This is a genomic window from Bacteroides fragilis (assembly GCF_019583405.1).
Taxonomy (GTDB): Bacteria; Bacteroidota; Bacteroidia; order Bacteroidales; family Bacteroidaceae; genus Bacteroides; species Bacteroides fragilis_B.
The window spans coordinates 833,286-859,775 of record NZ_SZUU01000001.1 but is presented as its reverse complement, the minus strand read 5'-3'; the positions used below and the strand labels follow the sequence as shown (position 1 = coordinate 859,775).

Genomic DNA, 26,490 nt, shown 5'->3' with positions numbered 1-26,490 from the left:
TTCCGGATTAAACACAACTTTAAAAACTATGATTCAACGAATTCAAACGATTTATCTTTTACTTGTTACTGCATTATTGATAACAAGTATGTGTCTGCCTGTGGGCAGCTTTATAGGTGCTGATGCTGCAATGTATGTTTTTAAACCATTGGGGGTAGAGATGAACGGTACGCTTTATTCTACATGGGGTGTATTTGGTATTTTGTTGCTCAGTGCAATCATTGCATTCGCTACGATTTTTCTGTTCAAGAACCGTATGTTGCAAATTCGTATGACGATATTCAATAGTATTCTGCTGCTTGGTTATTATCTTACTTTTCTTGCTTTCATGTTTGTCCTGAAGAAAGATCTGAGTGCTACTTTTCAGATTTCATGGGCATTATGCTTACCGTTAATCTCGGTTATCCTGAACTGGCTGGCGGTCCGTGCGATTGGACGGGATGAAGTGATGGTAAAGGCTGCCGATCGTCTCCGATAAAAATAAAATCGCCACAAAGGATTTAGAAATTATTCTCTATAAACTCTAAATCCTTTGTGGCGATTTTGTATATATGTTTTTCTACTTCTTTATATCAAACAGATAAGTGATTTTTGCTGTAATGGTACTATTGGCAGAGCGCGAAAAATAATCTTTTTTGGTGCTGTTGTAGAAGTCGGCCAAGCCAAAATAATACCTGCCTTCCAAAAGGAAATTACCGGCTTTAGTCCTGACCTCAATGCCTCCTCCTCCTACAATTCCGTAATCGAACTTATTTTCAACCCATTTACCATATTGTTCATTGGGTGCCCGATTGGCAGTTTCCCAGGTACCTTTTCTTTTTTCGCTCTCGCTTAACAAGAGGCCGATTTGTGGTCCCAGGTTCACGAAGAATTGTACCCCTTTGTCTTTACCAAAAGCCAGATGGGCAAGGAAAGGAATCTCAAGGTAGTTCATGGTACGAACATAAGAGTCTTCGGAAGAGAATCCCTGTTCCGGATCGAATTTTTCATCCCATCCGCGTTGAGAAAAGTTAAGTTCCAATTGTGCACCACAGATCATAGCAAAGTATTTTTCGGAAATGTAGCGTGCTGTGATACCTCCGGTAATTCCCAAAAGACCGTTTTGCTTGATGGTGGGCTGGAAAGATACAGTGCTGTAATTAGCACCGCCATTGATTCCGATTGCAAAATTATGTCGTTGTTCGCCTATCTGGGCTTTTGCCGGCAAGGTAATGCCTGCCAGCAAAACGCTTCCCAGTAGGAGTGATTTCAGTTGATTCCTTTTCATTCGAAGTCAAGTTTAATCAATTCAAAGTTCTTTGTGAAATGAACAAAGAATACTTTCTTGTTCACAAATCCTCCCCAGTTGTTGACACGTTGGAATTTAAATCCGGTCTGGATAGGAGTCAAATCCATTTGCGGAAGGTTCTTTTCCAGTTCGGAACCGTATTTAGACAGTCCTTTAAGGAAGAAGTATCCAGTGTCAAAGCCCAGCATACCATACTTCGGATACCGTTCCTCCATCTCTTTACTGTACCATTTGCGGTATGCCTGAGTGAAGTTGATGGCGGCCGGTAATAGATTGTTCGTGTAGAATGACGAATAAAAATAGGTATCCAGTTCAAAGAAACTTTCCAAATGGTCTTTTGTATACGTCTGCCATTCCGGATAACCGAATAAATGAATACGTGCTTCCGGATTGTCTCTAACGAGTAATGTCAATTGAGGAATGATTCTCAGAAGCGTCAGATCATTCCCCGAAGTCGGAATGAAGAAGTTCTCCTTGTCATTGCGCAGAGCTGCTTTTAGAGTTTCTACCGGGGCATTTTCTTTCAATGTCTTTACGGGTATACCTTTGCTTCCCAATTCTTGTTTCAGACCTTTGATAAACTCTACTTTATCTTTATCTACAACCGCCGATTCCAGAAGAATCACGTTGGCGTTTGGAAATTGGCGTGTGAAGTGCTCGTATACTTCCGAATACAAATAAGATTGCGGAGTATTGATCTGGTAGATAAACGGGTTGTTGAATACTTCTCCCTCTTTTGAAGAAAAAGGAATGACCAGGCGTATATCGTTTTTCTTGGCAAAGGCTGCCAATGGTTTGATATGCTGCTGTTGCGCCGGACCGAAGATCACATTCATATTTTTCATCTCGCTTTTGGCCAGAATGCTGTTCAGCGACGAACTTTCTTTATTGCAATCGTACACATACAGGTCGATTGAAGTTCCGGCACGTTTCAGACTGTCAACTGCCATCAGGAAACCTTCGTAATATTCTACCATTCGCTTGTCGTCAAATGGTAACAGGAGGGCCGCTTTAACAGTGGAAATACTCTTAGGAATTTCTTTGTTTTCACGGAATAATTCGCTGTCACTTGGCGGTATGATGTTGGCATCTGTTTTGGGGACAGTGACTGTCGGTTTTTCAGACGGGTAGGGGATACAGAGAAATTGCCCTTTTTTCATGCCATTCTTTAATTCTGGATTGGCAGCAATCAGTTCTTGTTCGGAAATGCCATATTCACGGCTGACGCTGAAAATGGTTTCTCTGCGTTTCACCTTATGCATATCTTTACAGCGTGGCTTGACGGCCGGTTGCATAGCAGGCTCTGAGGGGATTGACACTACGGCTTCTACAGTAGAATCAATAGCCTCGGCAGCCGAGGGAATACGGATAACTTGTCCGATGCGGAAGTTCTCCGCGCTTAATCCGGGGTTGGCATCACAGATAGCTTTGGCAGAAACTTTATAGGTCGTTGTCAGCCGATAGAGTGTCTCGCCCGGCTGGATCGTATGAAAGGTTTCACCTTTTTGAGCAGTTTTGTTCTGTGGGATTTTAATGGCTTGTCCTGCGTAGATTTTGTCCTCACAACCGGGATTCAGTCGGATAATGTCTGCTTTGCTGACTCCATACATGCTTGAGATGGAGTATAAACTTTGGCCCTTTTCAATGGTGTGCAGGAAGTAGGATTGGTTCTCTTGTGCAAAGGTGCTTAAATAGGAAACACTTATAAAGGACAGGAGAAAGAAGATTCGTTTGATTGATTTCATCAATTTATTAATCTTAATTTGTAATTTTTACTATTCAATTCTCAATTGATTACGGCAAAGGTACGAATAATGTCATACATTCACATAATATATTGAGTTAAGAAAATAATATTGTGTTTTTTAAAACTATATTTCGGGCGGAAACATTAATTTTGCAGCTCAATAAAAGTTAGAATATGCAGGAAACAGAATATATAAATGTGTATGGTGCGCGCGTACATAATCTGAAAGACATTGATGCGGAAATACCACGTAATAGCCTGACTGTAATTACCGGACTTAGTGGGAGCGGGAAGTCGTCTCTTGCTTTCGATACGATATTTGCAGAAGGACAGCGCCGCTATATTGAAACTTTTTCGGCTTATGCCCGCAACTTTTTGGGCAATCTGGAGCGTCCGGATGTAGATAAGATAACAGGATTGAGTCCGGTTATTTCCATTGAACAGAAAACTACGAACAAAAATCCTCGTTCTACGGTTGGAACCACTACGGAGATTTACGACTACCTCCGTTTGCTTTATGCCCGTGCCGGAATAGCTTATTCTTATCTTTCGGGAGAAAAGATGGTGAAATATACCGAAGAACAGATATTGGAACTCATTCTGAAAGATTATAAAGGGAAGAAAATCTATATGTTGGCCCCTCTGGTGCGTTCGCGTAAGGGACATTATAAAGAACTCTTTGAACAAATCCGGAAAAAAGGATACCTGTATGTCCGTATTGACGGGGAGGTTCGTGAGATCACACATGGTCTGAAACTGGATCGTTATAAGAATCATGATATTGAAGTAGTCGTTGACAAACTGATCGTAGAAGATAAGGATGATAAACGGCTGAAACAGAGTGTTGCCACCGCTATGCGTCAGGGAGACGGATTGCTGATGATTCTCGATGCGCAGACAGAGAGTATCCGACACTATAGCAAACGCTTGATGTGTCCTGTTACGGGATTGTCGTATCGGGAGCCGGCTCCGCATAATTTTTCGTTCAACTCTCCGCAAGGTGCTTGTCCGCGTTGTAAAGGATTGGGAGTAGTTAGCCAGATCGATGTGGATAAAGTGATTCCCAATAAAGAGATGTCGATCTATGAAGGGGCAATAGCTCCTTTGGGTAAATATAAGAATGCGATGATTTTCTGGCAGATCGGTGCTCTGCTGGAGAAGTACGATGCGTCACTGAAGACTCCGGTAAAAGACCTGCCCAATGATGCTATTGATGAAATTCTGTATGGTTCGGATGAACGTATCAAAATAAAAAGCTCATTGATAGGTACTTCTTCCGACTATTTTGTAACGTATGAAGGGGTTGTGAAGTATATCCAGATGTTGCAAGAGAAAGACGCTTCGGCCACTGCTCAGAAATGGGCGGAACAGTTCGCTAAAACTACGGTTTGTCCTGAATGTAAGGGGGCGAAGCTGAATAAGGAGGCACTTCACTTCCGTATCCATGACAAAAACATCAATGAACTCTCTAATATGGACATCAACGAGCTGTATGACTGGTTGATGAAAGTAGATAAGTTCCTGACAGATAAACAGAAAACGATTGCCGCCGAGATTCTGAAGGAGATACGCACCCGTTTGAAATTCCTGTTAGATGTGGGGTTGGATTATCTTTCGTTAAATCGCAGCTCGGTCAGTCTGTCCGGAGGTGAAAGTCAACGTATCCGCTTGGCCACACAAATTGGGTCTCAGTTGGTCAATGTACTTTATATTCTTGACGAGCCGAGTATCGGGTTGCATCAACGTGATAACTTGCGGCTGATTAATTCTCTGAAAGAACTGCGTGACATGGGTAACTCCGTGATCGTGGTAGAGCATGACAAAGACATGATGCTTGCTGCCGACTACGTAATCGATATGGGACCTAAGGCCGGACGATTGGGAGGAGAAGTCGTTTTTGCCGGTACTCCTGAAGAGATGTTGAAGACCAGTACACTGACTTCTCAGTATCTTAACGGACAAACGGCTATCGAAGTGCCCTTTAAGAGACATCCCGGAAACGGCAAGTCTTTATGGTTACGGGGCGCGAAAGGGAATAACCTGAAGAATGTGGATGTGGAATTTCCGTTGGGTAAATTAATTTGTGTAACCGGAGTTTCCGGTAGTGGCAAATCTACTCTGATTAATGAAACCTTGCAACCGATACTTTCGCAAAAATTCTATCGTTCTTTGCAGGATCCTTTGGAATATGATTCGATCGAAGGACTTGAGAATATAGATAAGGTGGTTAATGTGGATCAGTCCCCTTTGGGGCGTACCCCACGTTCCAATCCGGCTACTTATACCGGAGTCTTTTCTGATATCCGGAGCCTGTTTGTCGGACTGCCGGAAGCTAAGATCCGCGGTTATAAGCCCGGCCGGTTCTCTTTCAATGTGTCCGGTGGCCGTTGTGAGGCATGTTCCGGTAACGGCTACAAAACGATTGAAATGAATTTCTTACCCGATGTATACGTTCCGTGCGAAGTCTGTCATGGTAAACGCTACAATCGTGAAACACTGGAAGTACGTTTTAAGGGAAAATCTATTGCCGATGTGCTGGATATGACTATTAACCGTGCGGTAGAGTTTTTTGAGAATGTTCCTCAGATCCTGAATAAGATCAAGACCATCCAAGATGTGGGATTGGGGTATATCAAACTGGGACAATCGTCAACAACTCTTTCGGGAGGTGAGAGCCAGCGTGTGAAATTGGCTACTGAACTTTCAAAACGAGATACCGGAAAGACTTTGTATATTCTTGATGAACCGACTACCGGCCTGCATTTTGAAGACATACGTGTGTTGATGGGAGTCCTGAATAAATTGGTAGATAAAGGCAATACCGTGATCGTTATTGAACACAACTTGGATGTGATTAAGATGGCGGATTACATAATCGATATGGGGCCCGAAGGTGGTAAGGGAGGAGGAGAACTTCTCAGTTTCGGAACACCGGAAGAAGTTGCGAAGAGCAACAAAGGATATACTCCGAAGTTTCTTCGCGAAGAATTGAAAATCAATTGAATATTTATATGTATGATATTAACTTCTTATTTACTAAGAAGTTAATATCGTATTTGTCCGAGGTTAACTCCGTGATTGCAGGAAGTTAACTTCGTAGAGTTACATTATTAACTTACTAATGGGCAGCTCCTTTCTGTGGCTGCCGAAATACACATATTGTCTATGAAAATCAATAAGACCAATGCCGCCCGTCTGCTGGATAAGGCCAAGATTGCCTATGAACTTATTCCTTACGAGGTAGACGAGAGCGATCTGAGTGCCGTGCATGTAGCGGCAAGTTTGGGAGAGAATATTAATCAGGTTTTTAAAACCCTTGTACTTCACGGTGATAAAACGGGATATTTTGTTTGTGTAATTCCCGGAGATCAGGAAGTGAACCTGAAGCTTGCTGCTAAAGTGTCCGGCAATAAAAGTTGCGATATGATCCCTATGAAAGAGCTTCTGTCCGTCACCGGATATATCCGGGGCGCCTGTTCGCCCATCGGAATGAAAAAGCATTTTCCTACCTATATTCATGAAACCTGTCTGGGCTTTCCGTATATTTATGTAAGTGCAGGGCAGAGAGGATTGCAGATAAAAATAGACCCTAAAGAGCTAATAAACGAGGTTCGGGCGGAAGTTTGTGTATTATATACTGTTTAATTTCAGTAAAAAGTATATATTTGCAAAAAATATCTATTTAATAATCTAATATTCTAATTTTATGTTTGAAGGACAACCTAAGGGTTTGTATGCTCTGGCACTTGCCAACACAGGCGAGCGATTCGGTTACTACACCATGCTTGCGATTTTTACTTTGTTTTTACAAGCAAAGTTTGGTTACACTGCTGCTGAAACTTCTACTATTTTCGGATGTTTTCTGGCTGCTGTTTATTTTATCCCCTTCTTTGGCGGTATTCTTGCCGATAAGTTTGGTTATGGCAAAATGGTGACAATGGGTATTGTGGTCATGTTTATCGGCTACGCACTGCTTGCCATTCCGACTTCCAACGATTCCGGCAAAGTAATGATGTTCGGTGCGTTGGCCCTGATTGCTTGCGGTACCGGTCTTTTTAAAGGTAATTTACAGGTGATGGTGGGTAATTTGTATGATGCCCCCGAATATAGTTCCAAACGCGACACTGCATTCAGTATTTTCTATATGGCTATCAATATTGGCGCAATGTATGCTCCGACAGCCGCAACGAAAGTAACCAATTATATGTTGGGCAAGGCAGGTCTGTCGTATGTCCCTCAGATTCCTTCATTGGCACATCAATATCTTGATGGAACAATCACTCCTGCCAATCAGGCTACTCTGGAATCCTTGCAGGCTGCGCAAAACTTTACCGGTGACATTGCTACTTTCTGTACTACTTATATCGATAAGCTCTCCGAAGCTTACAACTATGGATTTGGTGTGGCATGTGTGTCCTTGATTATTTCAATGCTTATTTATGTAGCTTTCCGTTCTACATTTAAACATGCGGACTATAACTCTAAACAGGCTAAGCCGGCCAACGTGGTAGAAGAGAAGTTGACTCCGGAACAGACTAAACAACGTATCGTAGCTCTGTTGCTTGTGTTTGCCGTAGTTATTTTCTTCTGGATGGCTTTCCACCAGAACGGGCTGACTTTGACATTCTTCGCTCGTGACTATACGGCACAAGAGGTGACCGGTCTCGACCGTCTGGGCTTTAATATCGTGAACCTGACCTTCTTGCTGGTCGTTATCTATGGCCTGTTTTCACTGTTCCAGGGTAAAACCGGAAAGTCGAAAACGATTGCCGGTGTAGTAGTTATGGTGGCACTCCTCTGCCTGGGATGGAGTTATACTTCTATGGATCCTACAATCAACATCCTGCCACAGATCTTCCAGCAGTTTAATCCGTTCTTTGTGATCGCTTTGACTCCGGTTTCGCTGGCAGTATTCGGCTATCTGGCCAGAAAAGGAAAAGAACCTTCTGCACCGCGTAAAATCGGTATCGGTATGATGATTGCCGTATGCGGTTTCTTGATTATGGCTATCGGTTCTATCGGTCTGCCTACTCCGGACGCTTTGGCTGCCAGTGGTATTGAGAAGGATGCGTTAGTTTCTCCGAACTGGTTGATCTCCACTTATCTGGTTCTTACTTTTGCCGAGCTTTTCTTATCGCCGATGGGTATCTCTTTCGTTTCGAAAGTAGCTCCTCCCAAGTACAAAGGTATGATGATGGGTGGTTGGTTTGCTGCAACTGCCATTGGTAACTACCTGGTTGCCATCATCGGTTATCTGTGGGGAGGCATGCAATTGTGGATGGTATGGAGTGTGCTTATCGTATGTTGTTTGCTGGCCGCTCTGTTTATCTTCTCTATCATGAAGAAACTTGAAAAGGTAGCATAAGACCTTCGGGTTACTGACTATACACCAAACGCCCCGTTACATTACTTGTTATTTCGATAACAATATATGTAACGGGGCGTTTCTCCTATTGGCCTTTTCTTTACAGATAGATCAAAGTTCCAATCCCATAATATAGTCATTCATATAATATCCGTTTCCGATAGGGAAGTCTCCTTCCCGCAATTTCTTCATCCCTTTATGTTCGTAAAAGTGCAGCGCTTTGTTGTTTCGGTTTACATTTAGTTCCATCAGGCAGGGAGACGGGTGTATCCCTTTGATATATTGCACTGCGTGATCAAATAGTTTGCTGCCTAAATGTGCCCCCTGAAAGCCGGGGAGAACATATATTTTCTGGAGATGAAACACATCGGCATCCTGGGGCTGGACAGAGACGTAGCCGCAAGGTTCGTCTCCCTGATAGGCGATAAAGTATACGTGCCCTTCTTCTTCCATTTGTTTACGGATGTTTTCGGGTGCATACATCCACTCCATCATGTAGTCAAGTTGCTCGGTCGAAAGTATTTCTTTGTAAGTGGTGGGAAATACCTGGTTTGCCAGTTCGTTAATCAGTTTGCAATCATCTGAGGTTGCTTTTCGGATAGTAAACATGTTTGTTGTATTTTTCAATTTATACGGCAAATATAGTGATAATTTGCATTTATAATAAGGTGAAAGGGTCTTAATGCGTTAATTAGTATAAAAATAAAGTACTTTGTATTGCATAGTACCATGGCAATGCATATATTTGCTGCATCTAAAAGATAGAACTTATGAATGTAGATAATGTAAAGTCGCAAATGCGAAAGGGTATGCTGGAGTATTGCATCATGTTATTGTTGCATAAAGAGCCGGCTTATGCTTCGGATATCATTCAGAAACTGAAAGAGGCGAGGCTGATTGTAGTGGAGGGGACTTTGTATCCATTGCTGACCCGACTGAAAAATGATGATTTGCTCAGTTACGAGTGGGTTGAGTCAACACAAGGGCCGCCACGCAAATATTACAAACTAACCGGGAAAGGAGAGTCTTTTCTTGGTGAACTGGAGGCTTCCTGGAAAGAACTGAATGAAACCGTGAATCATATAGCTAATAGAGAATCCATTTAAAAAGAAATAAAGATGAAAAAAACATTAACCGTAAATTTAGGCGGAACCGTTTTTCATATTGACGAAGATGCCTATCGGTTGCTTGATAATTATCTGTGCAACCTGAGACTTCACTTTCGCAAACAAGAAGGAGCAGAGGAGATTGTAAATGATATAGAGAACCGCATTTCCGAGCTTTTTGCCGAAAAGCTGTCAGCCGGTTCGCAGGTCATTACGATTGCGGATGTGGAAGAGGTGATTGCACGTATGGGTAAACCGGAAGACTTCGGCGAGGATACCGAAGAAGAGGAGCCCAAAAAGACAACCGGACAAACGGGGGCACAGCAAGGTGCGACCATTCGGCGCAGATTATATCGTAATCCTGACGATAAGATACTGGGTGGTGTAATCAGCGGGTTGGCAGCTTATCTTAATTGGGATGTCACGGTGCTCCGGCTTATCATGTTTGTGGTACTTATCTGCGGATATGGCGTGTTGATTCCTATCTATATTATTTGTTGGTTAGTTATTCCCGAAGCTCGTACGGCAGCCGAGAAACTGAACATGCGGGGAGAGGATATCACTATCGAGAACATTGGCAGGACGGTGACCGATGGCTTTGAAAGGATGGCCAACGGTGTAAACAACTACGTAAACTCAGGTAAGCCCCGTAGCTTTCTGCAGAAAGTAGGAGACGCATTGGTGTCCATTGCCGGATTCTTCCTGAAAGCTTGCCTGGTGGTTCTTGCCATCATTTGCAGTCCTGTTCTTTTTGTTCTTGCCATCGTTTTCGTTGCTCTGGTGATTGCTGCCATTGCAGTAGCCATCGGAGGTGGAGCCGCTCTTTATCAGATGTTGCCTTCGGTCGACTGGTCACCATTGATCTCTACTTCTCCGATGATGACTATCGCCGGGAGCATTGCAGGAGTTGTCTTGGCAGGTATTCCTTTAGCCGCCATCATTTTCGTGATTCTCCGGCAAATCTTCAATTGGTCTCCTATGTCATCCGGACTGAAATGGTCACTGTTGATTATATGGATACTGGCTGTCGTTATTTTTGTCATCAACCTCTCTTACCTGGGATGGCCTTATCCTTTCCTTTGGGTCGGATGACGTGAAATGCCAATTAGTTGATGATCATAGAAATGCTTCCCGTAGTGTGTCCGGGAGGCATTTTTTTTGTAAGAAAAATACGGTTTTGTGCAACGAACCGCAAATCTTTTGTTATTTTTGTTTGTTACTCATCGAAAAGAATACGTATCATATGGGCGAGCATATATGTTTCAGAAGAAATGAAAGACTGGCAACGGTCAATCCTCATTGGCGGGGCAATCCTGTAGTAAGAGGAAAGTTTGTCAATCGCCAGCATCGTTTTCGTCCCGGAATGGGGAGTGTGTTGAAGTGGCGTCTTTCGCCCAATCCGCAGCGGAAAGAGAAAAAGAGTGTGAAGTGGAGTCCCAAGTTGAATTATCTGCGTTCGCTGGATGGCGTGGTAGGCAATTCACTGATTTGGCTCGGGCATAATTCTTTCTTCCTGCAGTTGGGTAGGAAGCGGATCATGTTCGACCCCGTTTTCGGTGATATTCCTTTCGTTAAGCGGCAAAGTGATTTTCCGGCCAATCCCGATATATTTACCGATATCGATTATCTGCTGATCAGCCACGATCATTTTGATCACCTCGATAAGCAAAGTGTGGCACGGTTGGTCAAAAATAATCCGGGGATGAAACTCTTTTGTGGCCTGGGCACCGGAGAACTGATCAAAGGATGGTTTCCTGAGCTTGAGGTGACAGAAGCAGGCTGGTATCAGCAGATAGAAGATGACGGGCTGAAAATAACGTTTCTTCCCGCACAACATTGGAGCAAACGTTCCGTTCGCGATGGAGGGCGCAGGCTGTGGGGGGCATTTATGGTGCAGGCCGATGGCATTTCCCTCTACTACAGCGGTGATACCGGTTATTCCAGGCATTTCCATGAAATACCCGATCTTTTTGGAACTCCCGATTATGCCTTGGTGGGTATCGGGGCCTATAAACCGCGCTGGTTTATGCAACCCAATCATATATCGCCCTACGACGCTCTGACTGCATCGACCGATATGAAGGCTGCTCTCACAATTCCGATGCATTACGGAACTTTCGATTTGTCCGATGAACCTCTGCATGACCCTCCTCTGGTTTTTGCTGCCGAAGCCAAGAAGCGAAAGATAGATGTATATATCCCCGTACTGGGAGAGGTGGTGAAGTTGAAGCGGATGTAGACTTTGGGTACTTCTTACCTTCCAAATAGAGCTTCTGTTGTCAACAAATAAAGGCTCTGTCCGGCAGGGACAGAGCCTTTATTTCTTAGAAACACAGCCTTTATTTCTGTGCCGTTTCGTTTGGTTTCAACCATTGATCCAGCCATTCGAAGAAAGTCCGTTGCCACAGTACACCGTTCTGTGGTTTCAGTACCCAGTGGTTTTCATCCGGATAAATCAGTAATTCGGCAGGTACACCACGCATCACGGCAGCATCGAATGCAGCCATTGCCTGGTTGGCAAGGATGCGGTAGTCTTTCTCACCGTGAATACAGAGAATTGGAGTATCCCATTTTTCGACAAACAAATGGGGAGAATTGGCAAATGTACGTTGGGCTGTCGGGTTCTGTTTTTCCCAGTAAGCGCCGCCCATATCCCAGTTGGCAAACCATTTTTCTTCTGTCTCCAGATATTGCATTTCCATATTGAAGATACCGTCGTGGGCAATGAATGCCTTGAAGCGCTTGTCGTGATGTCCGGCCAACCAATACACAGAAAATCCTCCGAAGCTGGCACCTACACAACCCAGACGATCACTATCCACAAACGGCTCTTTGGCCATTTCGTCGATAGCCGTGAAATAATCCTTCATACATTGACCACCGTAATCACCGCTGATGGCCTCGTTCCATTCCAATCCGAAGCCCGGAAGACCGCGACGATTCGGAGCTACGACAATATAACCGTTGGCGGCCATAATCTGCATGTTCCAACGATAACTCCAGAACTGGCTTACAGGACTCTGAGGACCACCTTCGCAGAAGAGCAGTGTCGGGTACTTCTTATTTGGATCGAATTGAGGCGGATAAATGACCCATGTCAGCATCTCTTTGCCGTCAGTTGTTTTCATCCAGCGGCCTTCTACTTTACCCATTTCGATCTGGTCATAGATTTGCTTGTTCTCTTGGGTCAGCTGTGTGGTTTGTCCGTCCAAAGCTATTGCGTAAATTTCGTCACCCATGCTCATTGAATGGCGTTTGGCAATCAGTTTGTCTCCGAAGAGGGCGACGCCTTCGTAGTCGTACATACCCGAAGTGATGGGGCGTACGGAATCGTTAGCCAGATCGAGTGAGTAAATCTGTGTCTCGCCATGCCATACACCGGTGAAGTAGATCGTCTTGGCATCCTGGCTCCATACGAATGCATCTACATTTGAATCGAAAGCTTTACTTACAAAACGTTTCTCACCCGTTTCCAGGTTCATGACGAAGAGGCGGTTTTGGTCAGCCTCGTAACCGTCGCGCTCCATGCTTTGCCAGGCAATGCTTTTTCCATCCGGAGAATATTGCGGGTTTGTATCATAGCCCATCATACCTTCGGTGATGTTTACTGTTTTCTTGGTATTCAGGTCATATACGTAGATATCCGAGTTGGTAGATATGGCGTAAGCCAGTCCCGTTTTTTTGCGGCAGGTATAGGCTACCTTGTCCGAAGTCGTATTCCAAGCCAGTTGTTCGATGCCTCCCCAAGGTTTCATCGGGCTTTCGTAAGGTTCTCCTTCCAGCGCATCTATGATGTTGGAGATTGATTTGCCATCAAAGTCGGCGATGAAAGGATGTGGAGCGGTGGTCACCCATTCGTCCCAATGTTTATACATCAGGTCGGTGATGATGATTCCGGTCGCTTTATCCAGGTCGGGGTATTTATCAGCCGTGCTCTTTACTGTTTTCACTTGAGCGATGAAGAGTATCTTTTTACCGTCCGGTGAGATGGAATATCCTTCGATGTCTCCGTCATACTTGGAGATCTGTTTGCGTCCGCTACCGTCCGGATTCATTTCATACAGTTGGCTGCTGCCGTTGTCATTGCTCAGGAAGAGCAGCTTGCTTCCGTCTGCCGCCCAAGTCACTTCATTTTCCTGATAAGGAGTGTGGGTAATCTGTCGATTATCCGTTCCATCCGCGTTCATCACAAAAACTTCTCGGTTGCTCTTGTTCTCGGGGACACTGTAATAAGCCACAGTATAGGCTATTTGCTTTCCGTCAGGCGATACGGCCAGTCCGCCGATACGTCCCATCGCCCAAAGCGCTTCGGGAGTCATCCGCTTTCCTTCGATCTTGATATCGGATTTACCGATCAGCGCCTGATCTGTTTTGCCTGCATCTTTGGTTCCACCACAAGATGCTAACATCATTGCTGCCGACATAATAAATAGGTTTACTTGTCTCATAGTTATTTTAATAATTAGTAATTTACTTGTGTTCTCTTCCATAATAGTGCTGCGAAGATAAGCAAAAATCAGGTCAAATCTGCTTTTTCTGCCAGTTTCCTTTCTTTATATAAAGGTATGAAAGGAACAGGATACAGATTCCGTACAGATGTTCCGTAGTCCAGCAGACAGCTACATCTACTCTCAGATAGAGAATCATATAGGTGATATAGATCAGATAAATGGCCAGTACACAGAGTTCCAATCCCAACGCCGTACGTGTGTTGCCCGTTCCGGATACTGCCTGAAAATAGACGTTGGCAGGTACGAGTATCAGATAAGCGGAGCATAGTACCCATAAAGAAGGAATGGAGGCCTCCCGCAAATCGGGAATATCCGTATAGATACTCAATATCAGGTTAGGAAACAGTGCGAAGAGTATAACCAGCGGCAGCACGAAAATATAACCGATACGGATGTGCTGGCGGATCGTTCCGGGAACACACTTGATTTCGCCCGCACCGATCAGGTTACTCACCAGGGAGCCGCAAGTAGCTGCAAATGCCATGGTGACCATAAACGGGATGCCCGATACGTTACGGATGATATTGGTTATGGCCAGTGCACGTTCGCCTAAGTGTTCGACGAATAGGAAGAACATGAACCAAGTGGACAGTGAGAAAAAGTTCTGAATCATTGTCCAAAAGGATACGTTCAGGATTCGTTTCAGCATCTCCGGCCGGAATCCGGGCAGATGATTCAAGGCATACTTTTTACAGTCTATCCGTTTCCAGGTGTAGATGACGAAGAAGATGACCGAAACCATTTCGGCCAGTGACGAACCGATGGCGGCTCCGGCGATGCCTAACTGTGGAGCACCGAACTTACCGAAAATCAGTATGTAGTTGAACACCACATTGGACAATACCATGACTATAGAGTTCAGTGTCAGGGTTTTGGTTTGAGTTGTACCCACGAAGAAAGCACGAAACATTACTCCGATAAAGGAGAAGAAAAAGCCGAAGACCCTCCAGTTGATGTAGCTGATGGACGCATCGTATATATGTTCCGAGCTAATGACCTTTTTCAGTATGTGCGGTGAGAAGCACAGCGAAAGAGTGAATGCTACCACTGCGAGTGAAAGCAGAAAGTAGACACCCTGATAAAAGATGGACCCGATAGCTTGATATTGCTGTTCACCGTTACGACGGGCGATCAGGATTTGTGCGCCTATACTGAATCCGAATGCCATCATAAAAATAGCCAGATAGTATACACCGGCAATGGCCGAGGCTCCCAGTTCGACTTCGCCCACACGTCCCAGAAAAGCAGTGTCGGTCATGCCTATCAGCTGTTCCATGATCAGGCTGATCAGGATGGGGTAGGCGATAATCCATATTTCTTTGTATGTGTATTTAGTAGTCATGTTGTAATTTGTTCAATAAAGGAAAAGAAAGCCGGACAAACATACACTGCTTGTCCGGCTCTTCGGTATTTAAGCTGATTTCTATCTCTTATTTCTTATTCTGCTTATTAGCCCGTTCTTTTGCCAATTGTTCCTGTTGTTTTTGCATAGCTTCCAGGCGTGCGGCAAATCCGGTCTTTTTCATCTGTTTCGGATCTTTCTTCTTAGCTTCCAGTTCGGTAAGCAATTTGTTTTCGTCAGTTGTCCGGCGCAATATGATCATGGTTACTACACTGATCAGAGTCGAAATGAAGTAGTAATAGTTCAATCCCGAAGGATAGTCGTTCAAGACGAAGAGGAACATGATCGGCATCAGGTACATCATCCACTTCATCGCAGCCATTTGCGGCTGGGCACCCGTATCCTGCTGTTGCATTGTGTACTTCGTATTCAGGATGTTGGTAACAGTCATCAGCAAGCAGAACAAACTGAGGTGATTACCCAAGAATGGAATATGGAACGGGAAAGTGATGAATGCGTCATAAGTCGACAAGTCATCCGCCCAAAGGAAACTCTGCTGACGAAGTTCGATAGCACTCGGTACGAACATGAACAATGCCATCAGGATAGGGAATTGCAACAACATCGGCAGACAGCCACCCATCGGGCTTACACCGTACTGGCTGTACAGTCCCATCACCTCCTGTTGTTTCTTCATCGCATCTTCCTGTTTGGGGTATTTCTTGTTGATCTCATCGATTTTCGGTTTCAGCACTCGCATTTTGGCTGATGACATATAGGTCTTCCATGTTGCCGGAAAAACGACAATTTTCACCATGATGGTGAGTAGCAACAGAACGATACCCATACTTAATCCCCAGCCAGACAACCAGTCGAACACGTTGATGGTGATCCATTTGTTGATCCAACGAATCAGCGGCCAGCCGAGATATACCAGGTTGTTAAGTTCCCATTTCTCTTCACGTCCCTTGTCCAATGCGGTCAGTGTTTTATAGTGGTTTGGGCCGAAGTAGAAATACATGTCGGTCGGTTGTTTGCCGGTAGGATCGAAGAACGTACTCATTTCAGCCGAGTAGTCTTTGATGTAGCCACTTCCCTGTTTCTCCATTTTCGATCTGACCGTAGTCTTTTCGAAATCCTGTTCTGCAATGAATACAGAAGAGAAGAACTGGTTTTTGAAAGCAATCCAGTCCAGACGCTCCGGTACTGACTTTTCATCGTCTTTACTTGCCGAAAGGTTGTCTACATCATCACCTGTATATTTGTAGGTGAGGTCTGCCAAACGGTTCTCGTAAGTATATCCTTTCTCGATCTGGCGGGCACGTTGTGACCACGAGATGTCCACATAGTTTGTAGTAGCAGCCAGTTTGCCTTCCATACCTGTTGCTTTAATCACAAAGCTCATCAGATAATTATCCGGTTTCAGTGTATAAATAAAGTCGATATAGCTGGCACTGTCGGCGGCCAGACGCATCGTAACACTGCTGTCTGTTTTATTGACTGCTTCGAAATAGAAGTCTTTTGTCTGGAGGGCACCCTTCTTATTGTAGAAGTTGAAGTTCATGGAAGCATCGCTGCCGTTGAACAACACAACCGGTTTCTTATCTTGTCCCATGTAGTTTTTCAACAGGGCAGAGTAAACGCGGCCGCCTTTGTTATCCAGAGTGATTTCTACCAAATTGTTCTGGATAGTAGTAAACGCCTCTTTACCTTGGGTGGCATTGAAGAAGAGAGATGCCGAATCAGCGGCTGTTTCCTCTTTTTCGTTAGCCAGTGCAGCTTCGGTTTTGGCTTTCAGTGCTTCTTCTTGCTGCTGTACCACGGCTATAGAGTCATAATACCGCTTCTGGGCGGCAATTTGCTCCTCGCTGGGACGGCTCAGAAAACTGAATCCTACCAGTAATATACCTATTAAAACGAGGCCTGTGATGGTGTTTTTATCCATTCTCTTGTTTTAGTGATTAATGATTAATAATCTATACGATAGTGATTTTACTTATCGATTGCAGCCTTAATGAACGATACGAACAACGGATGCGGGTGTAGCACTGTACTGCTGTATTCCGGATGGAACTGCGTTCCGATGTACCATTTCAATGTAGGGATCTCTACAATCTCTACCAAGTCCGATTCCGGATTGATACCTACACATTTCATGCCGGCCTCTTCGAATTGCCTGCGATAGTCGTTGTTGAATTCGTAACGGTGGCGATGACGCTCCTGAATGTGTTCTTGTTTATAAGCTTCGTATACTTTAGAGTCTTTTTTCAAGACGCATTCGTAAGCACCCAGACGCATGGTACCTCCCATATTGGTGATGGCTTTCTGCTCTTCCATGATGTCGATCACGTTATGTTTGGTCTTTTCGTCCATTTCAATAGAATTGGCATCGGCATAACCCAGTACGTTGCGGGCGAATTCGATGGCCATGCATTGCATACCCAGGCAGATACCAAAAGTCGGAATGTTGTGCTCGCGGGTGTACTTGGCAGCTACGAACTTACCTTCGATACCACGTGAACCGAATCCCGGACAGATAACTACTCCGTCTACATGTCCCAACTGTTCGTCCACATTGTCCGGAGTGAGGTGTTCGGATGATACATATTCTATTTTAACTTTACGGTCATTGTAAGTGGCAGCCTGTGACAATGATTCCAGGATAGACTTATACGCGTCCTGCAGTTCAACGTATTTACCTACCATTGCAATAGTCACCGTTTCGGTAGCATTGGCACGACGGTTCAGGAAGTCTTTCCAAGGTCCCAACGGCGGACGTTCGCCCACAGGTAAGCCCATTTTCTGAAGTATGGTTTCGTCCAAGCCTTGTTCCTGCATCAACAGGGGTACTTCATATATAGTTGAAGCATCGATTGACTGAACGACCGCATTCTCGGCAACATTACAGAACAATGCCACTTTCTTACGCAGGTTGGCGTTCAGGTCATGTTCGGTACGAAGCACCAGAATATCCGGTTGCACTCCGAGTGACTGCAATTCTTTTACAGAGTGTTGGGTCGGTTTGGTTTTCAGTTCTTGAGCGGCAGACAGGAAAGGTACATAAGTTAAATGCACGCACAACGCATTCTGTCCCAACTCCCATTTCAACTGACGGATACTTTCCAGATAAGGTAAGGATTCGATGTCACCTACTGTACCTCCGATTTCTGTAATTACAAAGTCGAACTTATACTTGTTGCCCAGCAACTTGACGTTACGCTTGATTTCATCCGTGATGTGAGGAATGACTTGAATGGTTTTTCCCAGATAGTCTCCACGGCGTTCTTTATCAATGACGCTCTTATAGATACGGCCTGTCGTGATATTGTTGGCCTTTGTAGTCTGGATGCCCAGGAAACGTTCGTAGTGTCCTAAGTCAAGGTCGGCTTCATGGCCGTCTACAGTCACGTAGCATTCTCCGTGTTCATAAGGGTTCAATGTTCCCGGGTCAATGTTGATGTACGGGTCAAACTTTTGGATAGTTACTTTATAACCTCTTGCTTGCAGCAATTTACCGATGGAAGATGAAATGATACCTTTTCCTAAAGAAGAGGCAACACCACCGGTTACGAAAATATACTTTGTTTCTCCCACAGCTATAACTGTTTTAATAATTTGTTTCTAAATCGTTTGATTTGAATCTTAAAAACCGCAAAATTACAAAAAAATGGGGAAGAACGGATGCTTTCTACAAAACAAATTTATTAAAAAATGCAATTCCGGGTTCCGAAATGTTTGGACGACAAAAGGCTGTATGGCTGTAACGGATGAATGGGGCTTTATCCGTCTGGTGGCATAAGTAGCATAAACCTGTCTACAGGATAAATTCGCATAGCTCTGTATGCCATACAAATTCCGGTAAAACAGATCGGTTGTTTCATCGATCCGTTTGATCGGTTATTCCTATTAAAAATGAGCGAATTTTATGTAATCTAAACTATTTAATGTAAATTTGCCCTCAAATTTGTTATAAAAATGAAGACTAGTCACATCTCAACATTAGCATTTGCAATCCTGTTTTCTTCGTCAGTGATGGCGCAGAAGACGATAAAACCGGTTTCCGAGACAGTGCAAAATGAAGTGAAAGCTGATACACTTTCCGAGGTGCTTCAGCAGTACCTTCTCCTGAAACTGAATCTGGATGGTCCGAAGCCCAAGATGGATACAGTGTCCATCTTATATAATAACTATATAGGAGAATTGGAATACCTCAATGATCCTTCAGTACCTATGCGTTATGTGAAAACAGATCCGGATTACTACCGCCTGTTTGTTCCGCTAACTTATTATTATTCGCCTATTGCGGAATATTCTACTATGCGCTGGAAATTTAAAGAGCCTTTTACTGCACCTTCCCTTAATGAGCAGTTATCACCGTATGACACTTTGCAGTTTACCAAGATCAAGAGATCGGCCCGGCTGGTAGATGCCGCTTTGATGGATTTATACCTGAACCATCCCAATTTGGTTGTTACTACCGAAGATCATATAATGAGCCGTAAATTGTATCATGGCGATAAAAAGATTGAAATTCCGAAGACGGAAGTGAAAAGCCTGTTCCGTGCAGATAAGGTAGAAGAGAATGTAGGTGAAGCAGAAATGGTAATTTCGAAACCTAACTGGTGGGTGACGGGAGGTAACGGTTCGCTTCAGATTACTCAGAACTATATATCGGACAACTGGTATAAAGGTGGTGAGAGTAACAATGCTGTAATGGCTAATTTACAGTTGTTTGCCAATTACAATGACCGTGAGAAAGTACAGTTTGAGAATCTGTTGGAGGCTAAATTGGGATTTAACTCTTCTCCATCGGATGAATATCATAAGTATCTGGTCAATACCGACCAATTGCGCTTGTATTCCAAATTAGGTATCCAGGCTGCACATAATTGGTACTATACTATCACCGGTGAGTTTAAGACTCAGTTTGCCAAAGGTTATAAGGCTAACAGTGAAGAATTGGTTGCTGCTTTCCTTGCTCCTGCTGATGTGATTGTCAGTGTCGGTATGGATTATAAGCTGAAAAAGAAAAAGTTCAACCTTTCTGTATTCATGTCTCCATTGACCTATAACCTTCGTTATATTGGTAACAAAAATGTGGACGAAACCAAGTTCGGACTGGATAAAGGCAAATGTTCAAAGAATGACTTTGGTGCACAGGTACAACCTACCATTTCATGGACCATTATTCCGTCCATTGTAGTCGATTCCCGCCTGAACTATCTGACTAACTATAAATGGGTACGCATTGAGTGGGAAAATACTTTCAATTTTGTATTGAACCGTTATCTTTCTACTAAGCTTTTTGTGCATGCACGCTTTGATGACAGTGCAAAGCCGACCACCGGTAGCAGTTATTTCCAGTTGAAAGAGTTGCTCAGTTTTGGTCTGAACTATAAATGGTAAAGGAATAGTTGACACAAAGATAAATATGGAGCCGGCGGGAGTTTTCAGTCGGCTCTGTTGTTTCCGTTAGTGCAATTTCATCGTTGTAATCAAAATGTTATACTTAAAGAAAGTGTCTTATGATTAAACAAGATTATCTGATACGAATGATTCAGGAAATCATTTCGTTAATTGTTAATATGATTTTGAATAAAAAGAAGTTTCGTAAGGATGAATGGACAGAATATGACTGTCTTACGCGACAGATTTTAGGACTTCCCCAAGAGCAGTTGCAGAGCATGAGTCCGGATGAACTGATTGACCATTATGAAGGAGATCCTAACCGGATGGGAAAGATAGAACTGGCTGCCATGACCCTGCTGAAGATCTCGGATGAAATGGAATCTAACATTTTGCAAAAGTCTAAACTGCGTCAGGATGGTCTTGTTTTACTGAAGTATGTTCAGAAAGAAAGCAGCACTTTTTCTATTCAACGGACAGATTTGATTCAGATGATTGAGATCAATGAATGTTTGAAGATGTAAAAGGGAAAATGAACAGAAAGTGATAAAAGAATCGGTTTCTGTTTCTAATTTATTTTAAAATATCGGAGGATGATAACAATTTAGCAGTAAAGCAGGCAAAAAGCCTGCTTTTTCTGTTTCTACTCCTGATTAATGGAGTAAAAAAATACTTCAAAAAGAACTCTTATTACGCTATAAAAAACATTCAAATACTTCGTAGTTCTCAAACTTATGCTTAAATTTGCCGCAATTTGTAATGTGCAGTTTGCAAAATGACTAATATAATAACTCATCAAGGTATTGTGGAAAACATAAGTGGTTCTCAGGTTTCTGTGAGGATCATCCAAACATCGGCCTGCTCAACTTGCAGTGTCAAGGGACATTGCTCTTCGACAGATAGCAAAGAGAAGGTAATTGAGATTACCGACACTTCATCTGTATGGAAGGTAGGTGACGAGGTGACAATTATTGGTGCTACTTCCATGGGTATGCAGGCTGTATTTCTGGCCTTTGTTATTCCTCTCTTTCTTTTAATTCTCGGCCTTTTCGTTTTCAAGACAGTTCTTCATAGTGAACTATATGGAGCGCTTGCTGCTTTAGCGGTGCTTGTTCCTTATTATTATATAATATGGCTGAACAGAACTCGGTTGAAACAAAAATTTTCTTTTACTATAAAACCAATAAATAACTAAAAATTATGAATTTGATTCTGATTGCAGTGATTTCTTTGGGAGCTATTGCGCTTGTACTGGCTGCGATATTGTATGTTGCTTCCAAGAAATTTGCCGTGTACGAAGACCCACGAATAGCCCAGGTATCCGAAGTGTTGCCTCAGGCTAACTGCGGTGGATGTGGTTATCCGGGTTGCAGCGGATTTGCTGATGCTTGCGTCAAAGCCGGTTCGCTGGAAGGTAAGTTTTGTCCGGTAGGCGGACAACCTGTGATGTCGCAGGTTGCTTCGATCCTCGGGCTGGACGCCGGAACTGCAGAACCGATGGTGGCAGTGGTTAGATGTAACGGAACCTGCACGAACCGTCCGCGTACAAATATGTATGACGGTGCAAAGAGTTGTGCTATTGCCGCTTCGCTTTATGGTGGAGAAACCGGTTGTAGCTATGGGTGTCTGGGATGTGGCGATTGTGTGGCTGCTTGTCAGTTCGATGCTATTCACATGAATCCCGAAACAGGACTTCCTGAAGTGGATGAAGAAAAGTGTACAGCCTGTGGCGCTTGCGTCAAAGCTTGTCCGAAAGCGATAATCGAACTTCGTGCTAAGGGCAAAAAATCGCGCCGCGTATATGTATCTTGTGTCAATAAAGACAAGGGGGCTGTTGCGCGTAAAGCTTGTACGGTAAGTTGCATCGGTTGCGGTAAGTGTGTCAAGACTTGTCCGTTTGAAGCAATCACTCTTGAGAACAATCTTGCTTACATTGACTACAACAAATGTAAGTCTTGTCGTAAGTGCGTTGAAGTTTGCCCGCAGCACACTATCATCGAGTTGAATTTCCCTCCGCGCAAACCCAAAGAGGAAGCACCTGTTGCCGAAGCTGCTAAAACAGCTGAAGCTTAAGAAAACGAGTAATAAACAGATAAAATACAGAATTGTATGTTGAAGACATTTTCAATTGGTGGTGTTCATCCACACGAAAATAAACTCTCAGCACATCAACCTATTATTACGGCGGAAGTTCCGGCAAAAGCTGTAATACTTTTGGGGCAGCATATCGGTGCACCTGCTAAGCCTATTGTGGCAAAAGGTGATGTGGTGAAGGTGGGCACTAAAATAGCCGAAGCCAATGGCTTTGTTTCGGCAGCCATTCACTCTTCTGTCAGTGGCAAAGTCGCTAAGGTTGATTCGATCGTCGATGCGAGTGGTTATGCCAAACCTGCTATTTTTATAGATGTAGACGGGGACGAATGGGAAGAATCTATCGATCGCAGCCCTGAACTGGTGAAAGAGTGCGAATTGACTTCGGAAGAGATTGTGAAGAAGATAGCCGATGCCGGTATTGTTGGTTTGGGAGGAGCTTGTTTCCCCACTCAGGTTAAACTCTGTCCGCCTCCTTCATTTAAAGCAGAATGTGTTATTATAAACGCTGTAGAGTGTGAGCCTTATTTAACCGCCGATCATCAGTTAATGTTGGAGCATGCCGAAGAGGTAATGGTAGGAGTTTCCATTCTGATGAAAGCCGTAAAGGTAAATAAAGCATTTATCGGTATTGAAAACAATAAACCCGATGCTATTGAGTTGATGACAAAAGTTGCATCCAGTTATGCCGGTATCGAGGTTGTACCTTTGAAGGTGAAATATCCGCAAGGAGGTGAGAAGCAGCTGATCGATGCTATAACCAAACGTCAGGTTGCGAGTGGTGCACTACCCATCTCTACAGGAGCGGTTGTTCAGAATGTAGGTACAGCATTTGCGGTATACCAGGCTGTGCAGAAAAATAAGCCTTTGTTTGAACGTGTGATTACGGTGACCGGTAAATCGGTTGCTAAACCTTCCAACTTCCTGGCACGTATCGGAACTTCGATGCAACAACTGATTGATGCTTGTGGCGGTTTGCCCGAAGACACCGGAAAGGTAATTGGCGGCGGCCCGATGATGGGTAAAGCATTGGTTAATACCGATGTTCCTACTGCCAAGGGAAGTTCCGGAATTTTGATTATGAACCGGAAAGAGGCTAAACGCGGAGAAATACAAAATTGCATCCGTTGTGCGAAGTGTGTAAGTGCTTGTCCGATGGGACTGGAGCCGTATCTGCTTTCCGCTTTGGCCGAGAACACAGAATTTGAAAGAATGGAATCAGAAAGAATCATGGATTGTATCGAATGCGGCTCTTGCCAGTTCACTTGTCCTGCCAATCGTCCGTTACTCGACTATTGTCGTTTGGGTAAAGGGAAAGTCGGTGCCATGATTCGTGCACGTCAAGCTAAAAAATAATAAGTATGGAAAATAAATTAATCGTATCATTATCGCCTCACGTTCATGGTGGAGACAGTGTACAGAAAAACATGTACGGTGTGTTGATCGCACTGATTCCTGCCTTTATCGTTTCGCTCGTATATTTCGGACTGGGTGCGTTGATTGTCACAGCGACTTCTGTAATAGCCTGTCTGTTTTTTGAATGGGCAATCGGTAAGTTCTTGCTGAAGAAAGAAACCACTACTATTTGTGATGGGTCTGCTATCATCACGGGGGTGTTGCTGGCATTCAATCTTCCGTCGAACCTGCCTATTTGGATCATTATTTTAGGTGCTTTATTCGCTATTGGCGTCGGTAAGATGTCATTTGGAGGATTGGGAAATAATCCGTTTAACCCGGCATTGGCAGGACGTGTGTTTCTGTTGTTATCATTCCCTGTACAAATGACTTCGTGGCCGGTGGTTGGTCAGTTGACTGCCTATACTGATGCTACTACCGCTGCTACTCCGTTAGCCTTAATGAAACAAGCCGTTCATGGTGATGCCTCAGCTTTTAGCCAACTTCCTGATGCCTGGAATTTGTTCATTGGCAATAATGGCGGATGTTTGGGCGAGGTGAGTGCAGCTGCTTTGATTTTGGGCCTCCTCTATATGTTATGGAAGAGAATCATTACATGGCATATTCCGGTATCTATTCTGGCCACTGTATTTGTATTCTCAGGCATTATGTACCTGGCCAATCCGGAAGCTTATGCTTCTCCGGTAATCCAGTTGCTTTCGGGAGGTCTGATGCTGGGTGCCATTTTTATGGCGACTGATTATGTGACTTCTCCGATGAGTAAAAAAGGTATGCTGATTTATGGTGTTTGCATCGGTTTGCTGACAGTTGTTATCCGTTTATTCGGTGCATATCCGGAAGGTATGTCATTTGCTATTCTGATTATGAATGCATTCACTCCGCTAATCAATACATATTGTAAACCAAAACGCTTTGGGGAGGTAGCGAAGAAGAAATGAAAAAGTTAGAATCATCATTGAAAAATATGTTGCTGGTACTCACGGGAGTAACAGCTATTTCGGTAGCTCTGCTGGCTTATGTGAATGAGTTGACCAAAGGGCCTATTGCAGAAGCAAATGCAAAAACACTGAATGAGGCTTTAAAAGAAGTCTTACCCGAATTCACGAATAATCCGGTTGCAGAGTGTGATACTATGTTTAGTGAGAAAGACGGTAAGAAGATTGTTGACTTTATTATTTATCCGGCTAAAAACGGAGATCAATGGGTCGGGACGGCGGTTGAAGCTAAATCGATGGGATTTGGCGGAGAACTGAAAGTACTGGTTGGTTTTGATGCCGAAGGCAAAATCTATAACTATTCATTGTTGTCACATGCCGAGACTCCCGGGCTTGGTTCAAAAGCGGCCGATTGGTTTAAGGAAGGCAATAAAGGTAGTATTAAAGGAATGAATCCGGGTGAGCAACCGTTAACGGTAAGTAAGGATGGGGGACAGGTAGATGCTATTACCGCTTCTACAATCACTTCACGCGCTTTCTTGAATGCCGTGAACGCTGCGTATGGTGCTTATAAAGGCAATGGCGATACTAACGGGACAACCGGTGCTTCTCAGAAAGCCGCTCCGGTACAGGAGTCTGAAACTGCGATTGTCGATTCAGTAGTTATTAAATAAGAAAGGAGTATAAAGATATGAATAACTTTAAAGTATTGATGAATGGGATTGTTAAAGAGAATCCGACATTTGTGCTCCTGCTTGGTATGTGTCCTACATTGGGTACGACTTCTTCGGCCATTAACGGTATGGGTATGGGACTTGCCACTATGTTTGTTTTGATTTGCTCTAATGTGGTGATCTCGTTGATAAAGAACTTGATTCCGGACATGATACGCATTCCGTCATTCATTGTGGTAATCGCGTCTTTTGTGACTTTGCTTCAGATGGTGATGCAGGCTTATGTCCCTGGATTGTATGCTACATTAGGGCTTTTTATTCCGTTGATTGTTGTGAACTGTATTGTATTGGGACGTGCAGAAGCATTTGCAGCTAAGAATAATGCTCTTTCGTCCATGTTCGACGGAATTGGTATGGGACTGGGCTTTACGATTGCTCTTACATTGTTGGGAGCTGTCCGCGAGTTTCTGGGTACAGGTAAGATATTCAACTTGTCAATCATCCCCGAAGAATATGGTATGCTTGTCTTTGTTCTTGCTCCGGGTGCGTTTATTGCATTAGGATATCTGATTGCGCTGATTAACAGCCTTAAGAAAGCAAATTAAAATA

The 26,490-nt window shown here is 43.8% G+C and carries 22 protein-coding genes; 15 read left to right on the top strand and 7 right to left on the bottom strand.

Annotated elements, in window-relative coordinates; all coding sequences use genetic code 11:
* Positions 1-28 precede the first annotated feature (28 nt).
* Entirely contained in the window at positions 29-478 is a 450-nt protein-coding gene (locus tag FDF36_RS03705; protein WP_220390372.1) for a DUF4293 domain-containing protein, read from the top strand.
* A gap of 81 nt (positions 479-559) precedes the next feature.
* On the opposite strand, the gene FDF36_RS03700 is transcribed toward FDF36_RS03705, so the two are convergent.
* Positions 560-1,267, bottom strand: a complete 708-nt coding sequence (locus tag FDF36_RS03700) for a porin family protein (RefSeq protein ID WP_220390371.1) — start codon at positions 1,265-1,267, stop codon at positions 560-562.
* Positions 1,264-3,033, bottom strand: coding sequence for a LysM peptidoglycan-binding domain-containing protein (locus FDF36_RS03695; protein ID WP_220390370.1), 1,770 nt, complete (start codon positions 3,031-3,033; stop codon positions 1,264-1,266). The genes FDF36_RS03700 and FDF36_RS03695 overlap by 4 nt, the downstream gene beginning before the upstream one ends.
* 176 nt (positions 3,034-3,209) lie before the next feature.
* On the opposite strand from FDF36_RS03695, the gene uvrA reads away from it, so the two are divergent.
* The 3 genes from uvrA (at position 3,210) to FDF36_RS03680 (ending at position 8,400) form a co-directional block, all read left to right on the top strand.
* A complete protein-coding gene (gene uvrA / locus FDF36_RS03690) occupies positions 3,210-6,038 on the top strand; it encodes an excinuclease ABC subunit UvrA (RefSeq protein WP_220390369.1) in 2,829 nt (942 codons plus the stop codon).
* 162 nt (positions 6,039-6,200) lie between these two features.
* Complete coding sequence (ybaK, locus tag FDF36_RS03685; RefSeq protein WP_005788187.1) at positions 6,201-6,680, top strand: Cys-tRNA(Pro) deacylase; 480 nt, start codon at positions 6,201-6,203, stop codon at positions 6,678-6,680.
* A gap of 61 nt (positions 6,681-6,741) precedes the next feature.
* Positions 6,742-8,400: a peptide MFS transporter gene (locus FDF36_RS03680; RefSeq protein ID WP_220390368.1), complete on the top strand. Its 1,659-nt coding sequence runs from the start codon at positions 6,742-6,744 to the stop codon at positions 8,398-8,400.
* 111 nt (positions 8,401-8,511) lie between these two features.
* Here FDF36_RS03680 and FDF36_RS03675 read toward each other — a convergent pair whose 3' ends face one another.
* Entirely contained in the window at positions 8,512-9,009 is a 498-nt protein-coding gene (locus FDF36_RS03675; RefSeq protein ID WP_220390367.1) for a GNAT family N-acetyltransferase, read from the bottom strand.
* A gap of 161 nt (positions 9,010-9,170) precedes the next feature.
* Between FDF36_RS03675 and FDF36_RS03670 the strand changes: the two genes are divergently transcribed.
* The 3 genes from FDF36_RS03670 (at position 9,171) to FDF36_RS03660 (ending at position 11,745) form a co-directional block, all read left to right on the top strand.
* Positions 9,171-9,506 carry a PadR family transcriptional regulator gene (locus tag FDF36_RS03670; protein WP_005788181.1) on the top strand — a complete coding sequence of 112 codons (336 nt, stop codon included), beginning with the start codon at positions 9,171-9,173 and terminating at the stop codon, positions 9,504-9,506.
* A 12-nt stretch (positions 9,507-9,518) separates the two neighbouring features.
* Positions 9,519-10,598, top strand: coding sequence for a PspC domain-containing protein (locus FDF36_RS03665; protein ID WP_011202943.1), 1,080 nt, complete (start codon positions 9,519-9,521; stop codon positions 10,596-10,598).
* 151 nt (positions 10,599-10,749) lie between these two features.
* Positions 10,750-11,745: an MBL fold metallo-hydrolase gene (locus FDF36_RS03660; protein WP_220390366.1), complete on the top strand. Its 996-nt coding sequence runs from the start codon at positions 10,750-10,752 to the stop codon at positions 11,743-11,745.
* A gap of 100 nt (positions 11,746-11,845) precedes the next feature.
* Here the strand turns inward: FDF36_RS03660 and dpp5 are convergent, their stop codons facing one another.
* The 4 genes from dpp5 to FDF36_RS03640 form a co-directional block, all read right to left on the bottom strand.
* Positions 11,846-13,954 (bottom strand): dipeptidyl-peptidase Dpp5, encoded by a 2,109-nt coding sequence (dpp5, locus tag FDF36_RS03655; RefSeq protein ID WP_220390365.1) that lies wholly within the window; start codon positions 13,952-13,954, stop codon positions 11,846-11,848.
* A gap of 73 nt (positions 13,955-14,027) precedes the next feature.
* Positions 14,028-15,359, bottom strand: a complete 1,332-nt coding sequence (locus FDF36_RS03650; protein ID WP_220390364.1) for an MATE family efflux transporter — start codon at positions 15,357-15,359, stop codon at positions 14,028-14,030.
* Between the two features lie 88 nt (positions 15,360-15,447).
* Positions 15,448-17,304, bottom strand: coding sequence for a membrane protein insertase YidC (gene yidC / locus FDF36_RS03645; RefSeq protein ID WP_220390363.1), 1,857 nt, complete (start codon positions 17,302-17,304; stop codon positions 15,448-15,450).
* A gap of 47 nt (positions 17,305-17,351) precedes the next feature.
* Entirely contained in the window at positions 17,352-18,953 is a 1,602-nt protein-coding gene (locus tag FDF36_RS03640) for a CTP synthase (protein ID WP_005778216.1), read from the bottom strand.
* Between the two features lie 381 nt (positions 18,954-19,334).
* On the opposite strand from FDF36_RS03640, the gene FDF36_RS03635 reads away from it, so the two are divergent.
* The 8 genes from FDF36_RS03635 (at position 19,335) to rsxE (ending at position 26,486) form a co-directional block, all read left to right on the top strand.
* Entirely contained in the window at positions 19,335-20,765 is a 1,431-nt protein-coding gene (locus FDF36_RS03635; RefSeq protein ID WP_005778214.1) for a DUF3078 domain-containing protein, read from the top strand.
* A 119-nt stretch (positions 20,766-20,884) separates the two neighbouring features.
* Complete coding sequence (locus tag FDF36_RS03630; RefSeq protein ID WP_220390362.1) at positions 20,885-21,289, top strand: hypothetical protein; 405 nt, start codon at positions 20,885-20,887, stop codon at positions 21,287-21,289.
* A gap of 251 nt (positions 21,290-21,540) precedes the next feature.
* Entirely contained in the window at positions 21,541-21,960 is a 420-nt protein-coding gene (locus FDF36_RS03625; RefSeq protein ID WP_220390361.1) for a SoxR reducing system RseC family protein, read from the top strand.
* Positions 21,961-21,965: 5 nt separating this feature from the next.
* The gene (locus tag FDF36_RS03620; RefSeq protein ID WP_220390360.1) at positions 21,966-22,838 is read left to right on the top strand and encodes a Fe-S cluster domain-containing protein; all 873 of its coding nucleotides are present in this window, start codon (positions 21,966-21,968) and stop codon (positions 22,836-22,838) included.
* Between the two features lie 36 nt (positions 22,839-22,874).
* Positions 22,875-24,212: an electron transport complex subunit RsxC gene (gene rsxC / locus FDF36_RS03615; protein WP_220390359.1), complete on the top strand. Its 1,338-nt coding sequence runs from the start codon at positions 22,875-22,877 to the stop codon at positions 24,210-24,212.
* Between the two features lie 5 nt (positions 24,213-24,217).
* Complete coding sequence (locus tag FDF36_RS03610; protein WP_032540529.1) at positions 24,218-25,210, top strand: RnfABCDGE type electron transport complex subunit D; 993 nt, start codon at positions 24,218-24,220, stop codon at positions 25,208-25,210.
* The gene (locus FDF36_RS03605) at positions 25,207-25,881 is read left to right on the top strand and encodes an RnfABCDGE type electron transport complex subunit G (RefSeq protein ID WP_005806529.1); all 675 of its coding nucleotides are present in this window, start codon (positions 25,207-25,209) and stop codon (positions 25,879-25,881) included. The genes FDF36_RS03610 and FDF36_RS03605 overlap by 4 nt, the downstream gene beginning before the upstream one ends.
* Positions 25,882-25,898: 17 nt before the next feature.
* The gene (gene rsxE, locus FDF36_RS03600) at positions 25,899-26,486 is read left to right on the top strand and encodes an electron transport complex subunit RsxE (RefSeq protein WP_220390358.1); all 588 of its coding nucleotides are present in this window, start codon (positions 25,899-25,901) and stop codon (positions 26,484-26,486) included.
* Positions 26,487-26,490 lie beyond the last annotated feature (4 nt).

What these genes read in the sequence shown, in the direction of transcription:
- FDF36_RS03675 (WP_220390367.1), bottom strand. Translation starts at nt 9,009, where the DNA reads ATGTTTACTATCCGAAAAGCAACCTCAGATGATTGCAAACTGATTAAC.
- ybaK (WP_005788187.1), top strand. Translation starts at nt 6,201, where the DNA reads ATGAAAATCAATAAGACCAATGCCGCCCGTCTGCTGGATAAGGCCAAG.
- FDF36_RS03630 (WP_220390362.1), top strand. Translation starts at nt 20,885, where the DNA reads ATGATTAAACAAGATTATCTGATACGAATGATTCAGGAAATCATTTCG.
- FDF36_RS03695 (WP_220390370.1), bottom strand. Translation starts at nt 3,033, where the DNA reads ATGAAATCAATCAAACGAATCTTCTTTCTCCTGTCCTTTATAAGTGTT.
- rsxC (WP_220390359.1), top strand. Translation starts at nt 22,875, where the DNA reads ATGTTGAAGACATTTTCAATTGGTGGTGTTCATCCACACGAAAATAAA.
- yidC (WP_220390363.1), bottom strand. Translation starts at nt 17,304, where the DNA reads ATGGATAAAAACACCATCACAGGCCTCGTTTTAATAGGTATATTACTG.
- uvrA (WP_220390369.1), top strand. Translation starts at nt 3,210, where the DNA reads ATGCAGGAAACAGAATATATAAATGTGTATGGTGCGCGCGTACATAAT.
- FDF36_RS03665 (WP_011202943.1), top strand. Translation starts at nt 9,519, where the DNA reads ATGAAAAAAACATTAACCGTAAATTTAGGCGGAACCGTTTTTCATATT.
- FDF36_RS03635 (WP_005778214.1), top strand. Translation starts at nt 19,335, where the DNA reads ATGAAGACTAGTCACATCTCAACATTAGCATTTGCAATCCTGTTTTCT.
- FDF36_RS03700 (WP_220390371.1), bottom strand. Translation starts at nt 1,267, where the DNA reads ATGAAAAGGAATCAACTGAAATCACTCCTACTGGGAAGCGTTTTGCTG.
- FDF36_RS03670 (WP_005788181.1), top strand. Translation starts at nt 9,171, where the DNA reads ATGAATGTAGATAATGTAAAGTCGCAAATGCGAAAGGGTATGCTGGAG.
- FDF36_RS03705 (WP_220390372.1), top strand. Translation starts at nt 29, where the DNA reads ATGATTCAACGAATTCAAACGATTTATCTTTTACTTGTTACTGCATTA.
- rsxE (WP_220390358.1), top strand. Translation starts at nt 25,899, where the DNA reads ATGAATAACTTTAAAGTATTGATGAATGGGATTGTTAAAGAGAATCCG.
- FDF36_RS03625 (WP_220390361.1), top strand. Translation starts at nt 21,541, where the DNA reads ATGACTAATATAATAACTCATCAAGGTATTGTGGAAAACATAAGTGGT.
- FDF36_RS03605 (WP_005806529.1), top strand. Translation starts at nt 25,207, where the DNA reads ATGAAAAAGTTAGAATCATCATTGAAAAATATGTTGCTGGTACTCACG.
- FDF36_RS03620 (WP_220390360.1), top strand. Translation starts at nt 21,966, where the DNA reads ATGAATTTGATTCTGATTGCAGTGATTTCTTTGGGAGCTATTGCGCTT.
- FDF36_RS03610 (WP_032540529.1), top strand. Translation starts at nt 24,218, where the DNA reads ATGGAAAATAAATTAATCGTATCATTATCGCCTCACGTTCATGGTGGA.
- FDF36_RS03650 (WP_220390364.1), bottom strand. Translation starts at nt 15,359, where the DNA reads ATGACTACTAAATACACATACAAAGAAATATGGATTATCGCCTACCCC.
- dpp5 (WP_220390365.1), bottom strand. Translation starts at nt 13,954, where the DNA reads ATGAGACAAGTAAACCTATTTATTATGTCGGCAGCAATGATGTTAGCA.
- FDF36_RS03680 (WP_220390368.1), top strand. Translation starts at nt 6,742, where the DNA reads ATGTTTGAAGGACAACCTAAGGGTTTGTATGCTCTGGCACTTGCCAAC.
- FDF36_RS03660 (WP_220390366.1), top strand. Translation starts at nt 10,750, where the DNA reads ATGGGCGAGCATATATGTTTCAGAAGAAATGAAAGACTGGCAACGGTC.